Source organism: Duganella aquatilis (assembly GCF_009674565.1).
GTDB lineage: Bacteria > Pseudomonadota > Gammaproteobacteria > Burkholderiales > Burkholderiaceae_D > Rugamonas > Rugamonas aquatilis.
Window position 1 is genome coordinate 205,659 of record NZ_WKJL01000002.1, and the last position, 23,627, is coordinate 229,285.

Sequence of the window (23,627 nt, forward strand, 5' to 3'; positions counted from 1 at the left end):
CTAAGCCGTGATTAAGAATCTGCTCACAATATTAATACCGGCCACACGCCAACAACATCACTCACTTGGGGGAAGACATGAACAAATGGTTGCGCGCCAATAAAGGCTTTTTACTGTTCCTGGCGCTGTTCGGGATCTTCCGCACCGCCGTCGCCGACTGGAATCCGATTCCCTCGGGCTCCATGCATCCCAACCTGCTGGAGGGCGACGTGGTGTTCGTCAATCGCCTGGCTTACAACGTCAAGGTGCCGCTGACCGACATCGTCATCAGTCCGACCGGCGAGCCGCGGCGCGGCGACATCGTCACCTTCTCGTCGCCGCTCAACGGCACGCGCCTGATCAAGCGCGTGGTCGCCCTGCCCGGCGACCGCGTCGAAATGCGCAACGAAGAGTTGATCATCAACGGCCAGACCGCCGGCTACACCGCGCAGGGCCACGGCATCGAAACCATCCACGGCATCGGCGACCTGGCCGCCGTGCGCGTCGACGAAGCGGTCGGCGAGAGCCGCCACACCATCCAGTTCCTGCCGCAGATCCAGGCGCGCCGCAATTTCGCCGCGCTGGTGGTGCCGCCCGGCCAGTACATGATGCTGGGCGATAACCGCGACAACAGCGAAGATTCGCGCTACATCGGCCTGGTGCCGCGTGCGCTGCTGATCGGCCGCGCCGAACGCGTGCTGGCCTCGGCCGACATCACCGGCAACTGGATGCCGCGCACCGAGCGCTTCGGCATGAGCCTCTATCCAAAGCAATAAAATCGGCGCCGGCGGTGTTATGATGATGTAGTAAATTCATAACATTTTCGGTGCAAACATGATCGAGTTCCAGGGCCTGTCCAAAATCTACGGCAGCTTCAATGCCGTCAAACCGCTGACGCTGACCGTGCGGCGCGGCGAAGTGTTCGGCTTCCTCGGTCCCAACGGCGCCGGCAAGACCACCACCATCCGCATGATGATGGGCATCCTGGTGCCCAGCGGCGGCCAGGTGCTGATCGACGGCCTCGATTGCCATGCCGAGCCGGCCGAAGTGAAGCGCCGCGTCGGCTACCTGCCCGACACGCCGATCTTCTACGACTACCTGCGCGGCCGCGAGATCCTGCAATTCGTCGCCGAGATGCACGGCTTTGCACGCGCCGACGCGGCCGCGCGCAGCACCCGGCTGCTGGCGGAATTCGGCCTGACCGAAGCCGGCGAAGACTACGCCGTCAACTACTCGCTGGGCATGAAGAAGCGCCTCGGCCTGGCGTGCGCGCTGATCCACGACCCGGCGGTGCTGATCCTCGACGAACCGATCAACGGCCTCGATCCGCGCGCCTCGCGCGAGGTGCAGGAGCGCCTGCTGGCGGCTGCCGCGCGCGGCGTCACCATCTTCGTCTCCACCCACCTGCTGGACATGGCCGAGAAGCTGTGCGACCGCGTCGGCATCATCCACCACGGCCAGTTGGTGGCCACCGGCACGCTGGATGAAATCCGCGCCGAATCCTCCGCCAGCGGCTCGCTGGAAGACGTGTTCCTGAAGATCACCGACGAAGCCGCCGAAGAGACGGCGCAATGACCGCGCTGCACACCATCTGGCTGATGACGCGCATGCGCCTGGCGCGCCAGCGCAATATGCTGTTCAACAACCTGTTCCGCTTCAAAAAGAAAAAGCCATGCGACACCAGCGGCGGCAAGCGCAGCAGCCTGTGGGTCCTGACGCTGGCGATGGTGACGATAATGTCGTTCTCCTTCGTCGTCATGTCGCACAACGTGGTGCTCAACATGCAATGCCAGCTGGACCAGGCCAGCGAATGCCGCTATGTCGACAAACAGGGCGAGCGCCACACCGAGCTGCACATCGCGGAAGAAGAACTGGCCACCGCGCCGTTTTCTCCGGCGCTGATGCGCGGCCTGACGATGGAAGTGACGATACTGCTGCTGGTCGCCGTGCTGCTCCCGCTGGGGAACAAGGAACTGGCGCAGCCGGACTGGGATCTGGAATGGCTGGTGACGATGCCGGTGTCGCGCGGCACGCTGCTATGGGGCCGCGTGCTGGAACGCAGCGCCAGCAACATCGCCGGCTGGTTCGCGCTGCTGCCGGCCTACGGCGTGATCGCCTGGTATTCCGGCTACGCGTGGAGCACGATTCCGATCGCGCTGCTGGCGGCCGCCGCGCTACTGCCGCTGGCGGCCATGCTGCACACGCTGGCCGATACGGGCCTGCGCATGTGGCTGCCCGCCGCGCAGCTGCGCAACCTGCAGGCGGTGACCGGCTTGCTGAATCTGCCGTTGATCTACTTCGTCATGGCGCTCGGCATGCCACAGGCGAACGGCTTCGCGATGAACTGGGCGCGCGCCGCGCCCGCCTGGGCCGGCTGGCTGCCGCCCGGCCTGGTGCTGCAGGCGATTCAGGCCCAGGACATCGGCCAGGTGGCGTCGCACGTGGCGCTGCTGCTGGCGGAAATCGCCGTGACGATGTGGGCCGGCATGGCGCTGCTGCGCCATCAGCTGCGCCACGGCGTGGTCAATTCCGGCGCGCGCGAAAGCGTGCGCCGCGTGGCGCCGGCCGGTGTGGCGCAGCCGCGCTGGCTGGACGCGCTGCTGTCGCCGCTCAAGCGCCGCGAGCTGCGCCTGCTGAGCCGCGACCGCAACTTCCTGTTCCAGACCTTGCTGCTGCCGGTGATCATCGTCGGCAGCCAGGTGGTCTTCAACGGCAAGCTCGATAGCATGGCAGAGCTGGGCGACCACCATCTGGTGGCTGCCTCCATCGCCTTCGGCATCGGCGTCTATGTGCTGATGCTGTCGGCCTTTCAGACGCTGAACAACGAAGGCCATGTCCTGTGGCTGCTGTACACCGTGCCGCGCTCCATCGAAAGCATGTTGAAGGAAAAGGCGCAGCTGTGGGGCACGCTGGCGCTGGCCTATCCGGCCATCGTGATCGGCATGAGCGCGTGGTACACCGCGTCGTTCGAATGGGAGCAGCTGGTGCTGGTGCTGATCGTCTTCGCCGGCATTCCGATCTACTCGATGATCGCCGTGTCGCTCGGCGTGTTTGCCTGCGATCCGCTGGCGGTGGAAGCGCGCGCCCGCGTGCGGCCCACCTACGTCTATCTCTACATGCTGCTGGCCAGCTTCTACACCTGGTCGATCTACAGCAATGTGTGGTCGCAAAAGCTGGTGGTGATGGTGCTGGTCGGCTCGATGGCGCTGGCGCTGTGGCAGAAAGCGCGCGACGCCCTGCCCTACCTGCTCGACCCGGCCGCCGCGCCGCCGTCGCGCGTCTCCACCGCCGACGGCCTGATCGCCGCCACCGCGTTCTTCATCCTGCAGGGCGTGCTCCTGCTCATCATCGGCAAGTCCGACCTGAAGGCCATGACCATCGCCTTCAGCATCTCCGGACTGACCATCTATGTGCTGATGCGCTACGTCTACTGGCGCAGCAAGGCGGCCGGCGTACCGGTGATCCTGCGCGGCATCGACATCGGGGTATCGCTGCGCAGCGCCGCCATCGCCGCCGCTGTCGCCGGCGCGGTGGGACTCGGCTACCTGGCCGCGATCCAGCATACGGCGCTGTGGAACGAGATGCTGAAGTCGGCGCCCGCATCGGTGCTGGCCGGCAGCCGCGCCTGGATACTGGCGCTGGCCGTGGTGGCGGCGCCGCTGTGCGAGGAATTCATCTTCCGTGGTCTGATCTACGGCGGCCTGCGACGCTCGATGAAAGCGCCGCAGGCGATGGTGATGAGCGCGGCGGTGTTCGCGGTAGTCCATCCTCCGCTGTCGATGCTGCCGGTCTTCGTGCTGGGTCTATGCACGGCCTGGACCTACGAGCGCAGCAAAACCCTGCTGGCGCCGATGCTGGTCCACGCCACCTACAACGCGGCCATTCTCAGCTCGCAGTTTTGGCAATCACCTTGATCTCGAAATCGAAACCATACAGCCAGGTGACGCCGACAGCGGTCACGTTCGGATAAGGCGCCTCACCCCAGAACTCGGGAACGACGGACCAGATGCGTTCGAACCGCGATGCGGGATCGACGATGAAGACGGTGACGTCGACCACATCGTCAAAGCTGCTGCCGGCCGCCGCCAGGATCGCGTTCAGGTTCTGGAACGCCAGGCGTACCTGCGCCTCCAGTTCAGGCTCCGGCGAGCCGTCGGGCAGGCTGCCGACCTGCCCTGACACAAACAGAAAACCGTTGGAACGGACGGCCGGCGAATAACGGTTGCGCTCATACAGCTCCTGGCGGCCCGGGGGAAATACAACGTCGCGTGCGGACATGAACAACTCCTTGGTGAGGTGATGGAATGCCGCCACTGTAGAAGCCTGACGCCCGGCGATAAACAGGCAAGACGTACAATGACTGTTTGGCGATCCCAAACAATCAATCCATGGACAGATTCGACACCCTGCTGGCCTTTGTGCGCGTGGTGGAGGCGGGCAGCTTCACCAAGGCGGCGCAGACGCTCCACATGAGCAAGACGACGGTATCGCAGCTGGTGCAGCAGCTGGAAACGCGCCTGCGCGTCAAGCTGCTGAACCGCACCACGCGGCAGGTCAAGGTGACGCCGGAAGGCGCCGCCTACTACGAGCGCGTGGTGCGCGTGCTCGGCGACCTGGAAGATGCGGACGATGTCCTCGCCGGCGATCTGGCGACGCCGCGCGGACGGCTGCGCGTGGATGTTCCCAGCCCTTTCGCGAGGATGGTGCTGATGCCGGCGCTACCCGATTTCCATCGGCGCTATCCGGAGATTCAGATCATCATGGGCGTCAGCGACCGTAATGTCGACGTCATCGGCGACAACGTCGACTGCGTGCTGCGCGGCGGAGAGATCACCGTACCATCGCTGGTCGCACGGCGCGTCACCGACCTGCAGCTGGGCGCCTACGCGGCGCCGGACTATCTGCTTGACGCGGGAACGCCCGCGCATCCGGCCGCGCTGGATGAAGCGCCGCATCGCATCGTCGGCTACCTGCGCTCCAGTAGCGGCACGATCGCGGCGATGCAACTGCGGCGCGGAGAAGAATCAGTGGAATTGAAAGGCCGCTACGTCGTCGCGGCGGACGACGGCAATGCCTATCTTGCGGCCGGACTGGCCGGCATGGGCGTGCTCTGGCTGCCGCATTACATGGCCAAGCCGCACGTGACCAGCGGCGAGCTGGCGCCGCTGTTCCAGGACTGGCGCATCGACCCGATGCCCTTATACCTCGCCTATCCGCAGAATCGCCACCTCAGCGCCAAGCTGCGGGTGTTCATCGCGTGGATAGACGAGTTGATGGCGACGTTTTAGTCCTTGTAGCGGATCTCGGCCAGCGCGAAAGCGCCGCCGTGGTAAGTCACCGACGCATTGGTATCGGGATACTGCCCGCTGTCCGGGAAGCTGGCGTCGAACTGCGACGAGCTGTCCTTCGGCTTGTAGCCCAGGTGCGAGGCCTTGCTGTTGTCCCACCACGCCACATCGTTGTTCGACATGCCGAACAACACGGTGAAGCCGACGCGCGTGGCGAACAGCGAGCGATGCAGCGCCTCCACCAGATCGTCGTAGCTCAGCCACGTCACCATCATGCGGCGGTCCTTCGGCTCCGGGAACGAGGAGCCGATGCGCAGGCTGACAGTCTCCAGGCCGACACGGTCCCAGTAATAGCTGGCCAGCTGCTCGCCGAAGCACTTGCTGACGCCATAGAACGAATCCGGACGGGTCGGCGCGGTGGCGTCGATGTAGTCGGTGTTGCGGTAGAAGCCCACCGTGTGGTTCGAGCTGGCGAAGATGATGCGCTTGACGCCATGCTTGTGCGCCGCCTCGTAGATATTGGCAGTGCCCAGGATATTGGCCTGCATGATGTTCTCGAAGGTGTTCTCGGTCGAGATGCCGCCGAAGTGCAGCACCGCCTCCACGCCCTCCATCATCCGCATGACGGCTGCCTTGTCGGCCAGGTCGCACTGGACGATTTCCTCGCCCTCGCGCGCCTCGCCCATGTCGGCGATATCGGACAGCACCACCACATCGGCCCAAGGCTTGATGCGGTCGCGCAGAATCTGGCCGAGGCCGCCGGCGGCGCCGGTCAGCAGCAGTCGTTTGAATGGTTTTGCCATGCTTGTCTCCGTTGTTTTATTTTTTACGTCACTGGGGCCGGGTTGAACAGCACCAGTGCGTTATGCAGCTTCCATTTTTCGGCCCACGTCTCTTTGCCGCTGGCGACGTCCAGCAGCATCTGGAACATCTCCCAGCCGACATCGGCGATGGTGGCTTCGCCGCTGGCGATGCGGCCGGCGTTGATGTCCATCAGATCGTGCCAGCGGTTGGCCAGATCGTTGCGGGTGGCGACTTTAATCACCGGCACTTCGGCCAGGCCGTACGGCGTACCGCGGCCGGTGGTGAAGATGTGGACGTTCATGCCGGCCGCCAGCTGCAGCGTGCCGCAAATGAAATCGCTGGCCGGCGTGGCGGCGTAGATCAGGCCTTTTTGCGTCAGCTTTTCGCCCGGCGACAGCACGCCCGAAATCGGCGCACTGCCCGACTTGACGATCGAACCCATGGCCTTCTCGACGATGTTCGACAGGCCGCCCTTCTTGTTGCCCGGCGTGGTGTTGGCGCTGCGGTCAACGCCGCCGCGCGTCAGGTATTCGTCGTACCAGGCCATCTCGCGGATCATGGCGTCGGCCACTTCCGGCGACGAGGCGCGCGAGGTCAGCTGGTCGATGCCGTCGCGCACTTCGGTCACTTCCGAGAACATCACGGTGGCGCCGGCGCGCACCAGCAGGTCGGTGGCGAAGCCCACCGCCGGATTGGCGGTGACGCCGGAGAAGGCGTCGCTGCCGCCACATTGCACGCCCACCACCAGCTCCGAGGCCGGCACGGTTTCGCGCTGGCGCTTGTTCAGCTCCGCCAGGTTTTTCTCGGCCTGCTTCATGATCGAATCGATCATCGACATGAAGCCGACGTGCTGCGCATCCTGCAGGCAGACCAGGCCGGGATCGGCGCCGCCGGCGTTCTGGATCGGGATCGAGCCTTTCGGGAACAAGCGCGTCGGCTGCAGCTTTTCGCACCCGAGGCTGACGACCATGGCCTGGCCGCCGAAGTTAGGGTTCAGCGCGATGTTGCGGATGGTGCGGATCGGGATCGGCGCGCCCGGCGCTTCGATCGCCACGCCGCAGCCGTAGGTGTGTTCCAGGCCCACCACGTCGTCGACGTTCGGGTACTTCGGCAGCAGTTCTCTCTTGATACGCTCGACCGCGAATTCCACCACGCCCGACACGCACTGCACGGTGGTGGTAATGGCCAGGATGTTACGCGTGCCGACGCTGCCGTCCGGATTGCGGAAGCCCTGGAAAGTGTAGCCCTCCAGCGGTTCCAGCGGACCTGGCAGGCGGGTCGAGACCGGCAGGCCGGTCAGCTCGCGCGCCGGCGGCATCTCGACATTGTGCTCGGCCAGCCAGCTGCCGGCCGGCAGGTCTTTCGACGCGTAGCCGATGGTGACGTTGTAGCGGATCACGTGGTCGCCCTGTTTCAGGTCGCGTAGCGCCACCTTGTGGCCTTGCGGGACCGCTTCCAGCAGCGTCAAGCCGCTGGGGAACACGGCGCCGGCGGGCAAGCCGCCGTCGTTGACGACAATCGCGACGTTATCGTTGTCGTGCATGAGGATATAGCGCGGCGTGTTATTGGCGCTCGTCGGTGTCGTCATCTGGCATTCCTACGTTGTTTTTTGGTCTCGTAAAGTGGTCTGACCACTTCTGTTATTGGCCGGCCAGCTCTGGGATTGTGGCCTGAGCGCCACAGTCTGGAGACCGCATGTTTCCTGGGGAATTTACCATGTAAACATGGGGCGCAGATGGCCGCTCGATGAATTCAGTATGCCAGTTTAAAATTAATTTGGCTAGTCCACATTGCGTATTTGGTCTGACCACCTTAGAATGGCCTGACCAGATGGCAAATAAATAAGCCACAGATAACGACGAGACAAGCAATGCTGAAAAAGACCGTTCTTCCTGCCGAGAACTCGGCCCACGAGCCGCGGCTCTACCGCGTGGTGGCCGACCGCATCCAGGAACTCATCCGCAACGAACACATCGCCGCCGGCGAACGCCTGCCGTCGGAACGCGACCTCGCGACCAAACTCAGCGTCAGCCGCGCCTCGCTGCGCGAAGCGCTGATCGCCCTGGAACTGGGCGGCGTGATCGAAGTGCGCGGCGGCTCCGGCGTCTATGTCAGCGAAATTCCCGAACCCGCCGATACCGACCTGCCGGAAGCCGGTCCGGGACCGTTTGAAGTGCTGTCCGCGCGCCGCCTGATCGAATCCGAGATCGCCGCCATCGCCGCCCGCGTCGCCACCGACAGCGCCGTCGACGCCATTCTGCAGGCGGTGGTCGAGATGGAAAAAAACCACGACAACTATTCAAGCAATGAGCAGGCCGACCGCAACTTCCACCTGGCCATCGCGCGCGCCACCGGCAACAGCGCGCTGGTCGGATCGCTGACCTACCTGTGGGACCAGCGCGGCCGCCTGTGGCACAAGCTGAAGGAACACTTCCAGACCGAGGAACTGCGCCAGGAAACGCTGAAGGACCACCGCCGCATCCTGGAGGCGATCGCCGCCCACGATCCGGCGGCGGCGCGCAAAGCCATGCGCGCCCACCTGGAACGCGTGACCCGCACCTTCTCGCGCGGATAGCAGAACCACACCCGTAGTAACGCAGGACCGGCCTTGAAGCCGGCCGCGAATATAAAGCAATCAAGTTATCGACCGGCTTGACCTCGGCCCACCCTGCGCCCCCTGCACAGCGGCCCTCGTCACAGCGGCACGGAGTACGCGAGGTGCTCCACTCACGCAGGCGCTGTTCAGCGCTGCGTATAACTTTATTCAAGAGACGAAGGAGACAACACCATGAAGTCCGAGAACCCGGTCCAGAACCGTTCCGCCCAACCGCGCCTGCTGCTCACCGCAATCAGTCTGGCCGTCCTCACCCTGACCAACACCGCCTACGCCCAGGACAGCGGCGAAGGCGCCATGACCCGCGTCGAAGTGACCGGTTCGAGCATCAAGCGCGTGGCCAATGAAGCCTCGCTGCCGGTCAGCACCATCAAGGCCGAAGACCTGGTCAAGCAAGGCATGACCACGCTGGCCGACGTCATGATGGCGCTGCCGCAATCGGCATCGCTGGCGCCGTCGAACGCCGGCTCCGGCACCAACATCAACCTGCGCGGCCTGGGCGTGAACCGCACCCTGGTGCTGCTGAACGGCCGCCGCCTGGCCAACGAAGCGATCTCCGACGGCTACGCCAATCTGGACGTGATCCCGATGAGCGCCCTGGCCCGCGTCGAGATCCTGCGCGACGGCGCCTCGTCGATCTACGGCTCCGACGCCATCGGCGGCGTGGTCAACTTCATCACCAAGACCCAGTTCGAAGGCCTGCAGCTGACCGGCCAGGCCGTGCAGCCGGAGCACAAGGGCGGCGGCGACGAGCAGCGCGCCACCATCACCTGGGGCAAGGGCAATCTGCAAACCGACGGCTGGAGCTTCTACGCCACGCTGGACGCGCACCAGCGTACCCGCCTCGGTTCCGAAGACCGCGCTTACCTGAGCACGGCCGACATGCTGACCGCGCTGGGCCGCGCACCATCGCTGGGCACCGGCGGCAACGCCACCCCGGCCAACTTCACCACGCCAACCAACAAGACCGCGCAGAACCCGTACGCGGCCAGCGGTTGCCTGGCGCCGTACTCGATCGTCGGCCAGAAAGGCACCTGCGTACTGAATAACAACGAGTACGGCACCGCGCTGTACGCCAACCAGCAGGTCACCTTCTACGCCCGCGCCGCCAAGAAGCTGAGCGAAGACCATATCGTCACCGTCGACTACTCGCGCGGCGAAGAATTCATCCTCGGCACCAAGAACCCGACCAATGCGCTGGCAGTCAACGGCGTCTCGGCCATCCTGCCGTCGACCAGCAAATGGTATCCGGGCGGTAGCGGCGGCGTGCCTGCCGTGGCGGGCCTGAACAACGCGCCGCTGACCGTGACCTGGGCGGTTGCCGACGGCGGCCTGGCCACCACCAAGGACGTACAGCTGAATCAACGCCTGGCCGTGATGGACGAAGGCACGCTGGCGGGCTGGGACTACAAGGCCGGCCTGGTGATCGGTATCTCCGAGCGCAGCAACTACTACTACTCCGGCTACTACAAAGGCCAGGGCCTGCTGGATGGCCTGAAAAACGGCAAGCTGAATCCATTCGGCCTGCAGGACGCCGACGGCAAGGCTTACCTCGACACGATCAGCGTCGACGGCGCCAAAAACCGCTACTCGAAATCGACCTTCACCGGCGTTGACGCCACCGCCAGCCGCGCGCTGATGGAACTGCCGGGCGGCTCGCTGGCACTGGCTGTCGGTGTCGACCTGCACCGCGACACCACCGAAGACACCAAGCTGCCGATCGGCGCCGAAGTCACCTACGCCAACGCCACGCCATCGCACGGCGAAGGCCAGCGCAACGTCGCCGCGCTGTTCGCCGAGATCAACATGCCGGTCACCAAAACGCTGGAACTGAACGCCGCCGTGCGTGACGACCATTTCAGCGACTTCGGTAACACCATCAATCCGAAAATCAGCTTCCGCTGGGAGCCTTCGAAGCAGCTGATGTTCCGCGGCTCGGCCAACACCGGCTTCCGCGCACCGACCCTGTTCGACGCCTACGGCTACCGCCTGCCTGGCGCCACCGGCCTGACCGCCGCCAAGTGGGACGATCCGGTCCTGTGCCCAGGCGGCACCCCAGGCGTGGCCGGCACCGGCACCGCGCTGCCAGGCCTGGTCGCATCGACCGTCTGCAACACCACGCTGCCTAAACAGACCGGCTCCAACGCCGGCCTGAAACCAGAAAAGTCCAAGGGCTTCACGCTGGGCGTGGTGATGGAACCGGTGAAGAACGCGATGGTTTCGTTCGACTACTGGAACATCAAGATGACCGACATGCTGGCCAACTTGCCAGAGCAGGTCTACTTCCTGGACCCGGTCAAATACGCATCGTACTTCGTGCGTAACGCCGACGGCACCATCAACTACATCGTCAACACCACGATGAACCTGGGTGGCCAGAAGGCGGCGGGCGTGGACGTTTCGGGTTCGTACAACTTCCCGAAAACCGCCTACGGCGATTTCAAGGTGGCGATCGACGGCACCTACCTGACCCAGTTCGACAACCAGCTGTATAACGGCAGCCCTTACGTGTCGAACATCGGCCAGTTCGGCCTGGCCAGCAACGGCACCACGTCGAGCTTCCCGATCATCACCTACCGCTGGAAGCACACGTTGAAACTGAACTGGGCCGCCGGTAACTGGAACAGCCAGCTGACCCAGAACTACAACTCGAAATACACCGACCAGAATCTGGTGGCCAAGCAGTACTGGCGCAACATCAATTCCTACAAGCTGTGGAACGCAACCACCACGTACAGCGGCTTCAAGAATATCCAGGTTACCGCCGGCATCACCAATCTGTTCAATGTGCCGCCGCCAGCAACCAACAGCAGCCTGTACACCTTTGGTTACCTGAGCAGCGCAGGCAGCGCCATCGGCCGTGCGTACAACGTGCGCATGACCTACACCTTCTGATGAAAGCGTGGCTGCATAAGTTGAATCACTCCGCCTGAGCATGTGAATGGGCGCCGGACCGGATCACGGCCGGCGCCCTTTTTTTCGGATCGCACCATGAAATTCCTGACCTCTTCCGCCGCCATGTTGCTGCTGGCCGGCGCAGCATACGCCGCCGACGCTCCCGCACCAGCGCCGGCCAAACCAATCCGCATCATCCTGGTTGGCGACTCGACCATGGCCAACACCAGCGGCTACGGCGACGCCTTCTGCGCGCGCATCAACCGCGCCAATACCTGCCTCAATCTCGCCAAGGGCGGCCGCAGCTCTGGCAGCTTCCGCGCCGAAGGCCGCTGGGACGAAGTCGAAGGCCTGCTGCGCGGCGCTGCCGCCTATCGCGCTACCTATGTGCTGATCCAGTTCGGCCACAACGACCAGCCGGGCAAGCCTGGCCGCTCCACCGACATCAAAACCGAATTCCCCGCCAACATGGCGCGCTACGCGCAGGAAGTCAAAGCGCTGGGCGGCGTGCCGGTACTGGTCACGCCGCTGACCCGCCGCACCTTCAAGGACGGCGTCCTGGAAAACAACTTCGGCCCATGGAACGATGTGATCCGCGCCACCGCCGCCGCGCAGAAGGCGCCGCTGCTGGACCTGAACGCCGACAGCTACGCCGCCGTGCAGGCCATGGGCCAGGACGAAGCCGACACGCTGGCCATGGTGCCGCGTCCCGCCGACTACGGCGTGGCGCCGGCCGCCGGCAAGGTGGAAGTGGCGGGCGCCGCCAAGTCGGCCTTCGACCGCACCCACGTCGGCGCCAAGGGCGCCGCCTACTTCTCGCGCATGGTGATGGAGGAAGTCAAACGCACGCTGCCTGAAATCGCAGGCCAGTTCAAGCCGGAGAGCGAGCAGTGACGAAACATCGCCTTTCCGCCGCGCTGGCTGTGCTGCTTGCCGCCGGCACGGCACACGCGCAAGACACCCGCAAGGTCACCGAGCCGGCGCCGCCGCCATCGTGCACCGTGCTGACCGCTGCCTTAGTCGACGCAACGACCAACGATACCGCCCGCATCCAGGCCGCCATCGACCACTGTCCCGCCGGCCGCGCCGTACGCCTGTCCGGCAACAACGAGAAGCAGCGCTTCGTCTCCGGTCCTTTGAATCTGCGCAGCGGCGTCAGCCTGCTGGTGGATGCCGGCGCCACGCTGCAGGCCAGCGGCAATCCCAAGCTGTATGACCGCGGCGCCGGCACCTGCGGCACCGTCGACAAGCTGGGACGCGGCTGCAAGCCCTTCATCACCATCGACGGCGCCAAGGGCAGCGGCATCTACGGCGAAGGCGCCATCGACGGCCAAGGCGGCCGCGTGGTCGACGGCGGCGCCGAATCTTGGTGGCAGCTGGCGCGCCGCGCGCAAAAGGAAGACGCGCGCCAGAACGTGCCGCGCCTGATCGAGATCACCAACGCCAGCGACATCACGCTGCACAAGATCACGCTGCGCAATTCGCCCAACTTCCACGTGACCCTGAACAGGGTGGACGGCTTCACCGCCTGGGGCGTGCGCATCGACACGCCGGCCACGGCGCGCAATACCGACGGCATCGATCCCATCTCGTCGCGCAACATCACCATCGCCTACAGCCATATCCGCACCGGCGACGACAATGTGGCCGTCAAGGCCGGCAACAACGGCCCGACGGAAAATGTCTCCATCGTGCATAACCGCTTCTACAGCGGCCATGGCATGTCCATCGGCAGCGAGACCAATGGCGGCGTGCGCCGCGTGCTGGTCGATGACCTGAGCATGGACGGCACCACCTCCGGCCTGCGCATCAAGAGCGACGTGTCGCGCGGCGGCGTGGTGGACCAGGTCAGCTATCGCAATGTCTGCCTGCGCGACGTCAAGACGCCGATCGACATCAGCACCCGCTACACCAAGGATGCGGAAGGCACGCAGGTGCCGGTGTTCACCAACATTGCCTTCGACGACGTGCACAGCGTGTCGCCAGGCCGCGTGGTGGTGCAAGGCTACGACGAGCAGCGCCCGGTGCAGGCGACGCTGCACGACGTCAGCATCAGCGGCAAGGCGGAACGCAAGATCGAATTTGCCCGGCTGTCCGGCGAAGCGATCGGCGCCAGCGACAGCAGCAACTGCGCCACGCGCTTCGCGCCGTTCCCGGAATCGGCGGCAGCCAGCACGCGCCCGCAGCTGACGCTGGACCAGGCCAGGCAGTTCTCATATGGCGAAGTGCTGAAGTACGTCGGCGTGGCCGGCAAGGAGACGATTGATCCATGGGATCCGCTCAACGATCCGCTGGCCAAGGGCGCCGCCTTCACGCCGGACTACATTGTCGACAAGGCCGCCAAGGCTGATGGCGCGCGCACCTTCAACACGGTGCAGGAAGCCGTCAGCCGCGCGGTGGCCGACAGCAAGACCCGACGCGTCTACATCCTGCTGAAGCCTGGCGTGTACCCCGAACTGGTCTACATCCCCGCCTCCGCCGCGCCGATCACCATGTACGGCGAAGGCAAGGATGCGGCAGCAACGCGCATCACCGCCAAACTGGAAGCGTCGATGACCGGCGCAGCCTACGACGCCCTGTACGGCCCGCAGTTCGCCAAGGCCGCGCCGGCGGTGCAAGCCATGTACGCCACCATCAAGGACCGCGCACAGATCGGCACCTTCGGCACGCAAACAGTCTGGACGCAGAACAACGGCTTCCAGGCGCGCAACCTGACCTTTGAAAACGGCTACAACAAGGACACCGGCAACGCCCGCGCCGAGGAACTCCCCAACATCAACAACGTCCACCACCAGGCGCTGGCGCTGAGCGTGGACAGCGCCGACAAGGCGCAGTTCGAGAACATCCGCCTGATCGGCTTTCAGGACACGCTGTATCTGAAGTCGCCGCAGATCGGCAGCACCGTGCGCAGCTTCTTCAACAAGTCGTATATCGAAGGCGACGTCGATTTCATCTTCGGCGACAGCACTGCCTACTTCTACCAGAGCGAGATCCGCACGCTGGGCGATCGCGGCGTGTCCTACACCGCCGCACCGAACACCTACCTGAAAACCAAGTACGGCTTCGTCTTCGACAACTGCCGCTTCACGCACGAAGGCAAGAAGAACGGCGACTTCTACCTGCTGCGCCAATGGTTCGCCAGCTCGCGCTGCACACCGTATGCGCCGCTGGCACTGGACGGCTACAGCTGCACCTACGGTCCCACCAACGGCTACAAGGCGCCGACCGGCACCGTGGCGCGCGTCTCGCTGGAAGCGGTTGGCAAAATGGTGGTGCTGAATTCGCGCATCGGCGCGCACATCAACCGCCAGCATCCGTGGGCCGACTGGAACAAGCCGGGCGCGATCTCCTTCCGTCCGGCGCAGTACAACTCGGACGATCACTGGAACAACCTGATTAAAGCCGGCATCGATCCCGTCAAGGATCTCGGCTATACCAAACAACCATCGCCGGCAGATGTCTTCCTCGGTGAGTTCAACAATTCAGATGAATAAGGAATACAGCATGACCATCAACAACCAGCGCCGCAGCCTGATGAAAGCCCTGCCAGCGGCAGGCATGTCGCTCGGTCTCCCGGCCGTTGCCGCCACCGCGCCCGATCCTTGGCTGCAGGCGCAGGCCATCGTCGATCACGTCTCCCGTCCGCGCAACTTCCGCAAGCAGGACTTCAACATCACCGCCTACGGCGCCAAGCCGTGCAAGCTGGCCAAGGTGAAGGCATGGGTGTCGCATGAGGACCAGGAAGAACTCGGCACGCCGGCTGCCGGCGCGACCGACTGCTACGCCGCCATCAAGGCCGCCATCAAGGCCTGCAACGCGGCCGGCGGCGGACGCGTACTGATTCCGGCCGGCGACTGGTACTGCGCCGGCCCGATGGTGCTGCTGTCGAACGTGAACGTGCACCTGGCCAAAGGCGCGCATCTCTACTTCAGCCACAATCCGGAACATTACGCCAAATACGGCGACATCGATTGCGGCAAGAACGGCAAGCTGACCATCTCGCGCTGGCAGAGCAACGACTGCCTGAACTACTCGCCGATGATCTACGCCCACGGCCAGGACAACATCGCCCTCACCGGCGAGGACTGGAGTTCGATTCTCGACGGCCAGGGCGGCGTGCCGTTCAACGATGCCGGCGATTCGTGGTGGACCTGGAAGGGCAAGCAGAAAACCATCAACTCCATCGGCCAGGGTACGACGCCCAACTTCAAGGCCGGCAAGATGTCGGAGAATACCGAGAATCCGCTGAACGCCGAATCGCTGTCCATGGTCGCGCCGGCGCTGACCGAGGAGGAACGCCGGCTGATTCAAGGCGAAGGCGGCAAGTGGCGCGCGGATGCGCAGTATCTGCCGGCGCTGTCGGAGGCCGGCGTGCCGCTGTCCAAGCGCATCTTCGGCGTCGGCCACTACCTGCGCGCGCCGATGATCCAGATTATCGGCTGCACCAACGTGCTGCTGCAGGGGTACAAGGTGCAGAACACGCCGTTCTGGCAGCACCATCCGGTCCACTGCCGCAACCTGGTGATCCGCAACGTCTACATGCATAGCCACGGTCCGAACAGCGACGGCTTCGATCCGGAAGCCTGTGACCACGTGCTGGTGGAAGGCTGCACCTTCGATACCGGCGACGACTGCATCGCCATCAAGGCCGGCAAGGATCAGGATACGCAGTATGGTCCGTCGCAGAACATCGTGGTCCAGAACTGCATCATGCACAGCGGCCATGGCGGCATTACGCTGGGCAGCGAGATGGCCGGCGGCATCCAGAACGTGTTCGCGCAAAAGCTGGTGTTCGAGAACGCCAACTGGAAAACCAATCCGCTCAACACGGCGATCCGCATGAAGACCAATATGAATCGCGGCGGCTACCTGCGCAATTTCTACGTGCGCGATTGCACGGTGCCGAATGGCGTGCAGATTTCGCCGTCCTTCTATGCCTCCCTGCCAGGTTCGCCGATCCAGTCGAAGACGGTCGCCACGGCGGCTGGCGCCATCGTCACCTTCGATTGCGACTACACGCCGATCAGCGACAACGTGCGTATTCGTCCGCCGATTGTGGATAACATCCAGATTTCCAACATCAAGGCCAGCAACATCAGCAAGGATGGCAAGACCGCGTCGTGCTTCCAGGCCATCGTGATTCTCGGCCCGGTGGCGTCGGACTACAACGGTCCGCAGCCGATGCCGCCGGTGTTCCCGGTGACGAACGTGTCGATCAGCGATTGCGATTTCGGCACGCCGGTGAATGCGGCGTCGCCCTGGTTCCTCTACAACGTCAAGAATATGACGCTGAAGAATGTGACCATCGGCGACAAGGTGCACAACACCACGCTGTCGGCCTGAGAGGTGCGATGATGATTCCGCGCCTGCTCTGCACCCTGGTTTTGATCGCCGCTGCTGCACCGGCTGTCGCGGCCACCGTTCTGCTGCCTGCCAACGACGCGCGGCAGGTCAATCCGGATACGCATCTGGTGCTGCGCTTCGACCAGCCGCCGGTGCTGGGCAATTCTGGCCTGATCCGCATCTACGACGCCGCCAGCGGGCGGCTGGTGGATACGCTGGACCTCAGCATTCCGGCAGGCCCGACCGAGCGCACCAAGCTGCCGGCGCCGCCGTATCTGTCCACGCCCTACGCTTACGCCGATGGCCAGCGCGCGACCAACGCCAACACCAGGGCCGGCACTCCATCCGCCGGTGCGGAGCCCGGCGGCGACAAGTACCAGCTCACCATCATCGGCGGCTTTACGGACGGCTTCCATTTCCATCCGGTGATCGTGCATGACAAGACGGCGACGATCTACCCGCACAACAACCTGCTCGAATACGGCAAGCGCTATCGCGTGCAGATTGACGATGCGGTGTTCGGCCGCACCGTCAAGCCATGGCAGTTCAGCACCAGGCCGCGCGGTCCTGCGGCGTCGGCCGAACGGGTAATCGTCAGTGCGGATGGCAAGGCGGATTTCAGCACCGTGCAAGGCGCGCTGGATTATGTGCCGGATCATCCCGCCAAGCGCGTGACCATCTTCGTGCGCAATGGCGATTACGAGGAGATCGTTTACTTCCGCAACAAGTCCAACATCACGGTGCAGGGCGAGACGCGCGACAAGGTGCGCATTCACTACGCGAACAATGAGGTGTTCAATCCGCACCCGGCGAACATCAGCACCAACGAGCAGCCGGGCACCTTCCCGTCGCGCCGCGCGGCGTTCGCGGCGGATAACGTCAAAGCCGTCCACCTGCGCAGCCTGACGCTGGAGACCACGCTGCAAGGCCAGGCCGAAGGCTTGCTGATCAGCGGTTCCGAAAACATCGTCGCCAACACGACGATCATCGGCTCGGGCGACGCGTTGCAGGTCAACGGCAGCACCTATCTGCCTGACGTGAAAGTGGTCGGCCATGGCGACACCATCCTCGGCCGCGGGCCGGCGTTCTTCGAGCGTTGCGACATCCAGTCGCGCAACGCGTTCATGTGGATACGCAATCCGTCCACCAATCACGGCAACGTCTTCGTCGACTGCCGCTTCACCGCCATCGCAGGACAAACCGAGCTGGCGCGCCTGCCGGCCAACAAGGGCAAGAATTATCCCTATGCCGAAGCGGTGCTGATCAACGCCACCCTGAGCGGCATCAGTCCCGCCGGCTGGGGACAGATCGACGGCGACGCAAGCAATGTGCACTTCTGGGAATTCAACAGCCGCAACGCGGACGGCACGCCGGCGGACACCAGCCAACGCAACCCAGCCGCGCGCCAGCTGACCATGGAGAAGGACGCCGAGGCTATCCGCAACTACAGCAATCCGGCGTGGGTGTTGGGCGACTGGATGAAGCAGTAATCATTTTTTCATGCCGCTGGTGAAGTAAAAGGAAATCACCAGCGTCGCCATGAGCAAGGCGCCGATCTTAATGATTTCAATGAGAGCAACCAACGCTTTATTATCCGGATAACAGGCATTGCAACGCCGGTATGGCGCTGGAATATGTCTTCGAGAAAGTCGACTGGTTTTTGCGGAGTAGCCATCATGCACCGGTTACCAGCCCCACCGCTTCAAGGGAGTCGTCTGGCAGGCGTCGAACCAAGCCTATCGACGAGCCATCCCCTTTTCGCTTCTCATCATAAGCAATCTTTAAAAGCGCAAAAGCACCCTTCATTGCTTCGGCCTTGCTAATGCCGCGTTCGTAAGCAAACGTAGTGAGAAAATCGTCAATTTCGCTGGACAAACTTAAGGTCATGGTTCGCATGGTGCACCTCCGCATGTGAGGAAAAAATTATACTGCGATGGTGCGAGGCCGCCGTTTGATCCAAGGCAAACGGATCAGGGAGAAGATACGGAAGTGGTCAATGCCGACTTCTGCATCGGCGCCGGCAGCAAAATAGTGGTCATGATTTTATTAGGCGGTGTGCTGCCGGCGTTGTAGCCGCCGCCGGTGAATACTGCCACCAGATCGGAGTCCGGCACGATGAAGATTTTCTGGCCGCCGTTGCCATGTGCCGCGCTCACCTGCACCACGCGCTTGCCTTGCGGTGTGTCGACGGTGAAGCGTTGCAGCCACCAGAAATAACCTTAGTCGGTGCCATCGATCTGGCTTTGCCGCGTCAGCGATTCATGCACCCATGCCGATGACACGATCTGCTTGACGCGTCGCGGGCGAAATCCGGCAATGCCATCTTGACCGCACTCTCCGTCGCGCGCCCGACAACGACGACGCCGCCGGAACAATAGTGGGCAACACCGCCCGGATTGACGCGCCACGTTTCGTCCAGAATACAGCGTACGATTTTTTCACCAACCGCCACGCCGATATCCGAATCAGCCAGCGTGCCGACAGCAATGCCGTTGTTCAGATCCGGCGGCGCACGATAGTGATAGTCAGACGAGACGCGCGGCCGCATCAGCGCGCGCGTTTGCTCCGTGATGTCGTCACGGCCAACACACGCAACGGCAGGAGCAGCACCAGCGTCGTCAGGATGCGCGAGGCAGCCATCAGGGCGTGACGTGGAAATAGTCGATGTCGGCGTGGCCGGTGGGGCCGGCGCTGAAGAGGCCCATTTGGGCGCCGACCCAGCGGCCCATTTTGGCGGTGAATTGGGCGCCGATCGGCGTGTACGTCTTGCCGTCGACACTGTAGGAGAAGTTGGTGACGCCGCCGGCGATGACGCGCATGCGCAGCCACACTTGCGACGACGGCAGCGCCACACCGGCTTCCTGCTGCTCGTGACAGGCCGCGTCGGCCTTGTAGCAGCTCACCAGCGCCAGCTGCGTTCTGCCGTCGAGCCGGCGCGTGCCGAGCCAGGCGTAATCGGAACCGTACATGACCAGGCCGGCGACGCCGCCTTCCGCCAGGCCTGCGGCATCCAGCCTGGTCTCGACGGTGAAGGTTTCAGCCGGCAGCTTTTGCAGCAGCAGCGACGGCACGTCCCACAGATTGCCGGTGCGCGGCTGGGCGAACAATCGCAGGCGCCCGTCGCCCAGCGCGTACCACGACGGCTGCCAGTTCGCGTTCCACTGCCATTGCAGGCCGAGCGTCGATCCGTTGAATTCATCGCTGCTTGGCGGCGCGGCCGCCGCTTGCCCCGTCACCGGCAGGCGATAGCGCGCCACCGGCTGGCCGGCCGCGGCGCCGATATCCTCGCCGATCAGCGGCCAGCCGTCGCGCCACGTCATCGGCTGCAGATGCACCACGCGGCCATAGGCGCGCTTGTCCTGGAAGTGGATGAACCAGTCCTCGCCCTGCGGCGTCTGCACCCACGCGCCCTGGTGCGGGCCGTTCACCGGCGAGCCGCCCTGCGCCATGACGATGCGGTCCTCGTACGGCCCGTCGATACTACGCGAGCGGAACACCGACTGCCAGCCGGTTTCCACGCCGCCCGCAGGGGCGAACACATAGTAGTAGCCATCACGCTTGTAGAACTTGGGGCCTTCCAGCGTGGTGTACCTGGACAGCTTGTCGCCGTTGATGATGATCTTGCCCGCGTCGTCGAGCAGGCGGCTGCCGTCCGGCGCCATGCGGCGCAGGGTCAGCACATTGGCGAAACCGGCGCGGCTCCTGGCCCACGCATGCAGCAGGTAGGCCTGACCATCGTCGTCCCACAGCGGCGTCGGGTCGATCAGGCCTTTGCCAGCGGCCAGCAGATGCGGCGCGCTCCACGGCCCGGCGAACGAGGTCGCCGTCATCACGTAAATGCCGAAATCGGGATCGGGATAGAAGATCCAGAACTTGCCGTCGTGGTAGCGCAGGCATGGCGCCCACACGCCCTTGCCATGCTGCGGCTTGGCGAAGACCTCCAACGGCACCAGCTGCGGCAAGGCGTGACCCACCAGCGTCCAGTTGACCATGTCCGGCGACTGCAGCAGCGGCAGCCCAGGCGCGTTATTGAAACTGGAGGAGACCAGGTAATACATGTCGCCGACGCGGATCGCATCCGGATCGGAATAGTCGGCGTGAATAATCGGGTTCTGATATTGCGCCACGGGCGCGGTCGTGCACGCGGCCAGCAGGGCCGCAAATAAAAAGGGCAGACACCGTATCAGCATCCGCCCCATCATCACGCTCCAAACGGCGTTTCAGCCACGCCCTTGACGCCTGGCCGCAGCAGCGCAACCGCCCCGCCCCACTCCGCATCTTCCGGCTTGCCGGAGACGATGGAGGTGACCATCAGCGTATCCAGATCCCGTCCGCCGAAGGCGCACATGGATGGCTTCAGCATCGGCACGTCGATGCGGCGATCCAGCTTGCCGTCCGGCGTGAAGCGCAGCACGCAGCCGCCGTCGTTACCGCAGATCCAGTAGCAGCCGTCGGCATCCACCGCCGCGCCGTCGGGACGGCCGGCATAGGTCGTCATGTCGGCGAACACGCGGCGGTTGCTTGGCACGCCGTCGTCGATGTCGTAGTCGAACGACCACACCATGCGTCGCTGCGGATGCGAATCCGACAGGTACATGGTGCGGCCATCGGGCGAAAACGCCGTGCCGTTCTGCGTCAGCAGCTCGGACACGAACGGCGCCGAAATGCCGCGCGCCGCATCGTAGCGATACAGCTGGCCGACCGCCTTGGCGGCGCCCATGTCCATGAACATGGTGCCGGCCCAGAAGCGACCCTGGCGGTCGCATCGGCCGTCGTTGAAGCGCATGCCTTCACCGAGGCCGGACACCGGCGTCGCCAGCTTCAGCGCCGCCGCGTTCTGGCCCGCGCCCAGCTCCAGGCTGAAGATGCCGGTTTCCATGCCCGCGATCAGGCCGCCGCCAGCCTTGGCCGCCACGCAGGCGACCATCTCGGCATTGTCCCAATAGCGGGTGGCGCCGCTGGCGGCGTCCATGCGCCACACACGCTTGGCCGGGATATCCACCCAGTACCAGGCGTTTTCCGCCGCGCTCCACGTTGGGCTTTCGCCCACCGTGCAACTCACGCCATTTACGCGTTCCATACCAGATCGCCGTTCACAACACGCGGGATCTTCTGCGGATTGGCGTCAGCCAGCGATTCCGGCAGCAGGTACGCTGGCACGTCCTGGTACGACACCGGACGCAGGAAGCGGTCGATCGCCGACGCGCCTACCGAGGTCGAACGGCTGTCCGAGGTCGATGGGAACGGGCCGCCGTGAACCATGGCGTGCGCCACTTCCACGCCGGTGCCGAAGCCGTTGAACAGGATGCGGCCCACTTTGCGCTCCAGGATAGGCAGCAGCTTGGTGGCCAGCGCCTTGTCGTCGGCGGTGGCGTGCACGGCGCCGGTCAGCTGGCCTTCCAGGTGTTCGGCGACAGCCAGCAGTTCTTCTTCGTTCTCGGCCACCACCAGCAGCGAGGTTGGGCCAAAGATTTCGCCTTCCAGCGCGGCATCGGTCAGGAAGCGCTTGGCGTCGACCTGGTACAGGAATGCCTGGGCTGCGCATGGCGCATCGGTGGTCTGGCCGACAGCGACCTGCTTGACGCCGTCCACGCCAGCCAGGCCTTTGACGCCGCTGACGTAGGCTTTGTGGATGCCCGGGGTCAGCATGGTGGCCGCGCCCTTGGCGCCGATGGTGCCGGCGGCAGCGTCGACGAACGCTTGCAGCTTGTCGGATTTCAGCGCGATCAGCAGGCCTGGGTTGGTGCAGAACTGGCCGGCGCCCAGGGTCAGCGAATCGGCGAAGGCTTGCGGCAGCTTAGGATTGTCCAGCGCGCCTGGCAGCAGGAACACCGGATTGATCGAGCTCATTTCCGCATACACCGGGATCGGCTCTTTACGGGCTGCCGCGGTTTGCATCAGGGCGATGCCGCCGGCGCGCGAGCCGGTGAAGCCAACCGCCTTGATGAACGGATGCGCCACCAGGTTCTGGCCGATGGTCTGGCCCGAGCCGATCAGCATCGAGAACACGCCTTCCGGCATATTGCATTCTTCAGCGGCCTTGGCCACTGCCTTGCCGACCAGTTCCGAGGTCCCCAGGTGAGCCGAGTGGGCTTTGACGATGACCGGGCAGCCGGCTGCCAGTGCCGAGGCGGTATCGCCACCGGCCACCGAGAACGCCAGCGGGAAATTCGATGCGCCGAACACGGCAACCGGGCCCAGGCCGATTTTGCGCAGGCGCAGGTCAGGACGTGGCGCAGGAACGCGGTCCGGCAGCGCGCTGTCCAGCGTCGCGGTCTGGAAGCGGCCGTCGCGCACCACTTTGGCGAACAGGCGCAGCTGGCCGACGGTACGACCGCGCTCGCCTTCCAGGCGGGCTTGCGGCAGGCCGGTTTCCTGCATGGCGCGCTCGATCAGGGTCGGGCCCAGATCCATGATGCGGTCAGCGATGGTTTCCAGGAATTTGGCGCGCACTTCCAGGCTGGTGGCGCGGTACACGTCGAAGGCCGCGTTGGCCAGTTCGGCCGCGCGTTGCAGGTCGGCGGCGCCGGCCAGGCCGAACGCTGGCTCGATTTCGGCGTTACGGGATGGATCGATGGCCTTGATGGTGCCTTCTTTGCCGAGGACCGCGCTGCGGCCAATGATCATTTCGCCTGCTACTTGCATGTTGACTCCTAATGGTTGAAAAGCGCGGTCGGAGCCGCGCTTTGATTTTGCTTATGGGT

At 64.2% G+C, this 23,627-nt stretch carries 19 protein-coding genes; 10 read left to right on the forward strand and 9 right to left on the reverse strand.

The features are described 5' to 3' along the window. The first annotated feature begins 77 nt into the window (after positions 1-77). Genes lepB through GJ698_RS05315 form a run of 3 tightly spaced genes read left to right on the forward strand, consistent with a single transcriptional unit; the run spans position 78 to position 3,893 of the window. Positions 78-755: a signal peptidase I gene (lepB, locus tag GJ698_RS05305; RefSeq protein WP_154356563.1), complete on the forward strand. Its 678-nt coding sequence runs from the start codon at positions 78-80 to the stop codon at positions 753-755. Between the two features lie 58 nt (positions 756-813). After that, on the forward strand, positions 814-1,554 hold the full coding sequence (locus GJ698_RS05310) for an ABC transporter ATP-binding protein (RefSeq protein WP_154356564.1): 741 nt from the start codon (positions 814-816) through the stop codon (positions 1,552-1,554). Next, positions 1,551-3,893 carry a CPBP family intramembrane glutamic endopeptidase gene (locus GJ698_RS05315; RefSeq protein ID WP_154356565.1) on the forward strand — a complete coding sequence of 781 codons (2,343 nt, stop codon included), beginning with the start codon at positions 1,551-1,553 and terminating at the stop codon, positions 3,891-3,893. The genes GJ698_RS05310 and GJ698_RS05315 overlap by 4 nt, the downstream gene beginning before the upstream one ends. On the opposite strand, the gene GJ698_RS05320 is transcribed toward GJ698_RS05315, so the two are convergent. Further along, positions 3,865-4,257 carry a RidA family protein gene (locus GJ698_RS05320; RefSeq protein ID WP_154356566.1) on the reverse strand — a complete coding sequence of 131 codons (393 nt, stop codon included), beginning with the start codon at positions 4,255-4,257 and terminating at the stop codon, positions 3,865-3,867. The two genes, GJ698_RS05315 and GJ698_RS05320, sit on opposite strands and share 29 nt — an antisense overlap. 110 nt (positions 4,258-4,367) lie before the next feature. On the opposite strand from GJ698_RS05320, the gene GJ698_RS05325 reads away from it, so the two are divergent. Then, positions 4,368-5,267 (forward strand): LysR family transcriptional regulator, encoded by a 900-nt coding sequence (locus GJ698_RS05325; protein ID WP_154356567.1) that lies wholly within the window; start codon positions 4,368-4,370, stop codon positions 5,265-5,267. Here GJ698_RS05325 and GJ698_RS05330 read toward each other — a convergent pair. Further along, positions 5,264-6,070, reverse strand: a complete 807-nt coding sequence (locus GJ698_RS05330; protein ID WP_154356568.1) for an NAD-dependent epimerase/dehydratase family protein — start codon at positions 6,068-6,070, stop codon at positions 5,264-5,266. The genes GJ698_RS05325 and GJ698_RS05330 overlap by 4 nt on opposite strands. A gap of 23 nt (positions 6,071-6,093) precedes the next feature. Beyond that, positions 6,094-7,659 (reverse strand): galactarate dehydratase, encoded by a 1,566-nt coding sequence (gene garD / locus GJ698_RS05335; RefSeq protein ID WP_154356569.1) that lies wholly within the window; start codon positions 7,657-7,659, stop codon positions 6,094-6,096. A gap of 282 nt (positions 7,660-7,941) precedes the next feature. Between garD and GJ698_RS05340 the strand changes: the two genes are divergently transcribed. From GJ698_RS05340 to GJ698_RS05365, 6 genes are all read left to right on the forward strand, one after another. Then, positions 7,942-8,646: a FadR/GntR family transcriptional regulator gene (locus tag GJ698_RS05340; protein WP_154356570.1), complete on the forward strand. Its 705-nt coding sequence runs from the start codon at positions 7,942-7,944 to the stop codon at positions 8,644-8,646. A gap of 213 nt (positions 8,647-8,859) precedes the next feature. After that, positions 8,860-11,580, forward strand: coding sequence for a TonB-dependent receptor plug domain-containing protein (locus tag GJ698_RS05345; protein WP_154356571.1), 2,721 nt, complete (start codon positions 8,860-8,862; stop codon positions 11,578-11,580). 96 nt (positions 11,581-11,676) lie between these two features. Beyond that, positions 11,677-12,474, forward strand: coding sequence for a rhamnogalacturonan acetylesterase (locus tag GJ698_RS05350; RefSeq protein WP_154356572.1), 798 nt, complete (start codon positions 11,677-11,679; stop codon positions 12,472-12,474). Continuing rightward, on the forward strand, positions 12,471-15,074 hold the full coding sequence (locus GJ698_RS05355) for a pectinesterase family protein (RefSeq protein ID WP_371865144.1): 2,604 nt from the start codon (positions 12,471-12,473) through the stop codon (positions 15,072-15,074). Before GJ698_RS05350 ends, GJ698_RS05355 begins: the two co-directional genes overlap by 4 nt. Before the next feature lie 10 nt (positions 15,075-15,084). Next, positions 15,085-16,923: a glycoside hydrolase family 28 protein gene (locus GJ698_RS05360; RefSeq protein ID WP_229259844.1), complete on the forward strand. Its 1,839-nt coding sequence runs from the start codon at positions 15,085-15,087 to the stop codon at positions 16,921-16,923. An 8-nt stretch (positions 16,924-16,931) separates the two neighbouring features. Then, entirely contained in the window at positions 16,932-18,413 is a 1,482-nt protein-coding gene (locus GJ698_RS05365; protein WP_208023774.1) for a pectinesterase family protein, read from the forward strand. A 184-nt stretch (positions 18,414-18,597) separates the two neighbouring features. On the opposite strand, the gene GJ698_RS05370 is transcribed toward GJ698_RS05365, so the two are convergent. The 6 genes from GJ698_RS05370 to GJ698_RS05395 all read right to left on the reverse strand — a co-directional run bounded on the left by GJ698_RS05370 (position 18,598) and on the right by GJ698_RS05395 (position 23,568). Beyond that, complete coding sequence (locus GJ698_RS05370) at positions 18,598-18,819, reverse strand: hypothetical protein (RefSeq protein ID WP_154356574.1); 222 nt, start codon at positions 18,817-18,819, stop codon at positions 18,598-18,600. Positions 18,820-18,893: 74 nt separating this feature from the next. Beyond that, positions 18,894-19,088: a hypothetical protein gene (locus GJ698_RS05375; RefSeq protein WP_154356575.1), complete on the reverse strand. Its 195-nt coding sequence runs from the start codon at positions 19,086-19,088 to the stop codon at positions 18,894-18,896. 86 nt (positions 19,089-19,174) lie between these two features. Continuing rightward, positions 19,175-19,471 carry a hypothetical protein gene (locus GJ698_RS05380; protein WP_154356576.1) on the reverse strand — a complete coding sequence of 99 codons (297 nt, stop codon included), beginning with the start codon at positions 19,469-19,471 and terminating at the stop codon, positions 19,175-19,177. Between the two features lie 91 nt (positions 19,472-19,562). Beyond that, complete coding sequence (locus GJ698_RS05385; protein WP_371865145.1) at positions 19,563-21,050, reverse strand: glycoside hydrolase family 43 protein; 1,488 nt, start codon at positions 21,048-21,050, stop codon at positions 19,563-19,565. Between the two features lie 74 nt (positions 21,051-21,124). Next, positions 21,125-22,003 (reverse strand): SMP-30/gluconolactonase/LRE family protein, encoded by an 879-nt coding sequence (locus GJ698_RS05390; RefSeq protein WP_154356577.1) that lies wholly within the window; start codon positions 22,001-22,003, stop codon positions 21,125-21,127. After that, positions 21,991-23,568, reverse strand: coding sequence for an aldehyde dehydrogenase (NADP(+)) (locus GJ698_RS05395; protein ID WP_154356578.1), 1,578 nt, complete (start codon positions 23,566-23,568; stop codon positions 21,991-21,993). Before GJ698_RS05395 ends, GJ698_RS05390 begins: the two co-directional genes overlap by 13 nt. Between the last annotated feature and the right edge of the window lie 59 nt (positions 23,569-23,627).

Bases quoted from the DNA above. Each gene is read 5' to 3' on its own strand.
- lepB (WP_154356563.1), top strand. From the start codon at position 78: ATGAACAAATGGTTGCGCGCCAATAAAGGCTTTTTACTGTTCCTGGCG.
- GJ698_RS05310 (WP_154356564.1), top strand. From the start codon at position 814: ATGATCGAGTTCCAGGGCCTGTCCAAAATCTACGGCAGCTTCAATGCC.
- GJ698_RS05315 (WP_154356565.1), top strand. From the start codon at position 1,551: ATGACCGCGCTGCACACCATCTGGCTGATGACGCGCATGCGCCTGGCG.
- GJ698_RS05320 (WP_154356566.1), bottom strand. From the start codon at position 4,257: ATGTCCGCACGCGACGTTGTATTTCCCCCGGGCCGCCAGGAGCTGTAT.
- GJ698_RS05325 (WP_154356567.1), top strand. From the start codon at position 4,368: ATGGACAGATTCGACACCCTGCTGGCCTTTGTGCGCGTGGTGGAGGCG.
- GJ698_RS05330 (WP_154356568.1), bottom strand. From the start codon at position 6,070: ATGGCAAAACCATTCAAACGACTGCTGCTGACCGGCGCCGCCGGCGGC.
- garD (WP_154356569.1), bottom strand. From the start codon at position 7,659: ATGACGACACCGACGAGCGCCAATAACACGCCGCGCTATATCCTCATG.
- GJ698_RS05340 (WP_154356570.1), top strand. From the start codon at position 7,942: ATGCTGAAAAAGACCGTTCTTCCTGCCGAGAACTCGGCCCACGAGCCG.
- GJ698_RS05345 (WP_154356571.1), top strand. From the start codon at position 8,860: ATGAAGTCCGAGAACCCGGTCCAGAACCGTTCCGCCCAACCGCGCCTG.
- GJ698_RS05350 (WP_154356572.1), top strand. From the start codon at position 11,677: ATGAAATTCCTGACCTCTTCCGCCGCCATGTTGCTGCTGGCCGGCGCA.
- GJ698_RS05360 (WP_229259844.1), top strand. From the start codon at position 15,085: ATGACCATCAACAACCAGCGCCGCAGCCTGATGAAAGCCCTGCCAGCG.
- GJ698_RS05365 (WP_208023774.1), top strand. From the start codon at position 16,932: ATGATGATTCCGCGCCTGCTCTGCACCCTGGTTTTGATCGCCGCTGCT.
- GJ698_RS05370 (WP_154356574.1), bottom strand. From the start codon at position 18,819: ATGCGAACCATGACCTTAAGTTTGTCCAGCGAAATTGACGATTTTCTC.
- GJ698_RS05380 (WP_154356576.1), bottom strand. From the start codon at position 19,471: ATGCGGCCGCGCGTCTCGTCTGACTATCACTATCGTGCGCCGCCGGAT.
- GJ698_RS05390 (WP_154356577.1), bottom strand. From the start codon at position 22,003: ATGGAACGCGTAAATGGCGTGAGTTGCACGGTGGGCGAAAGCCCAACG.
- GJ698_RS05395 (WP_154356578.1), bottom strand. From the start codon at position 23,568: ATGCAAGTAGCAGGCGAAATGATCATTGGCCGCAGCGCGGTCCTCGGC.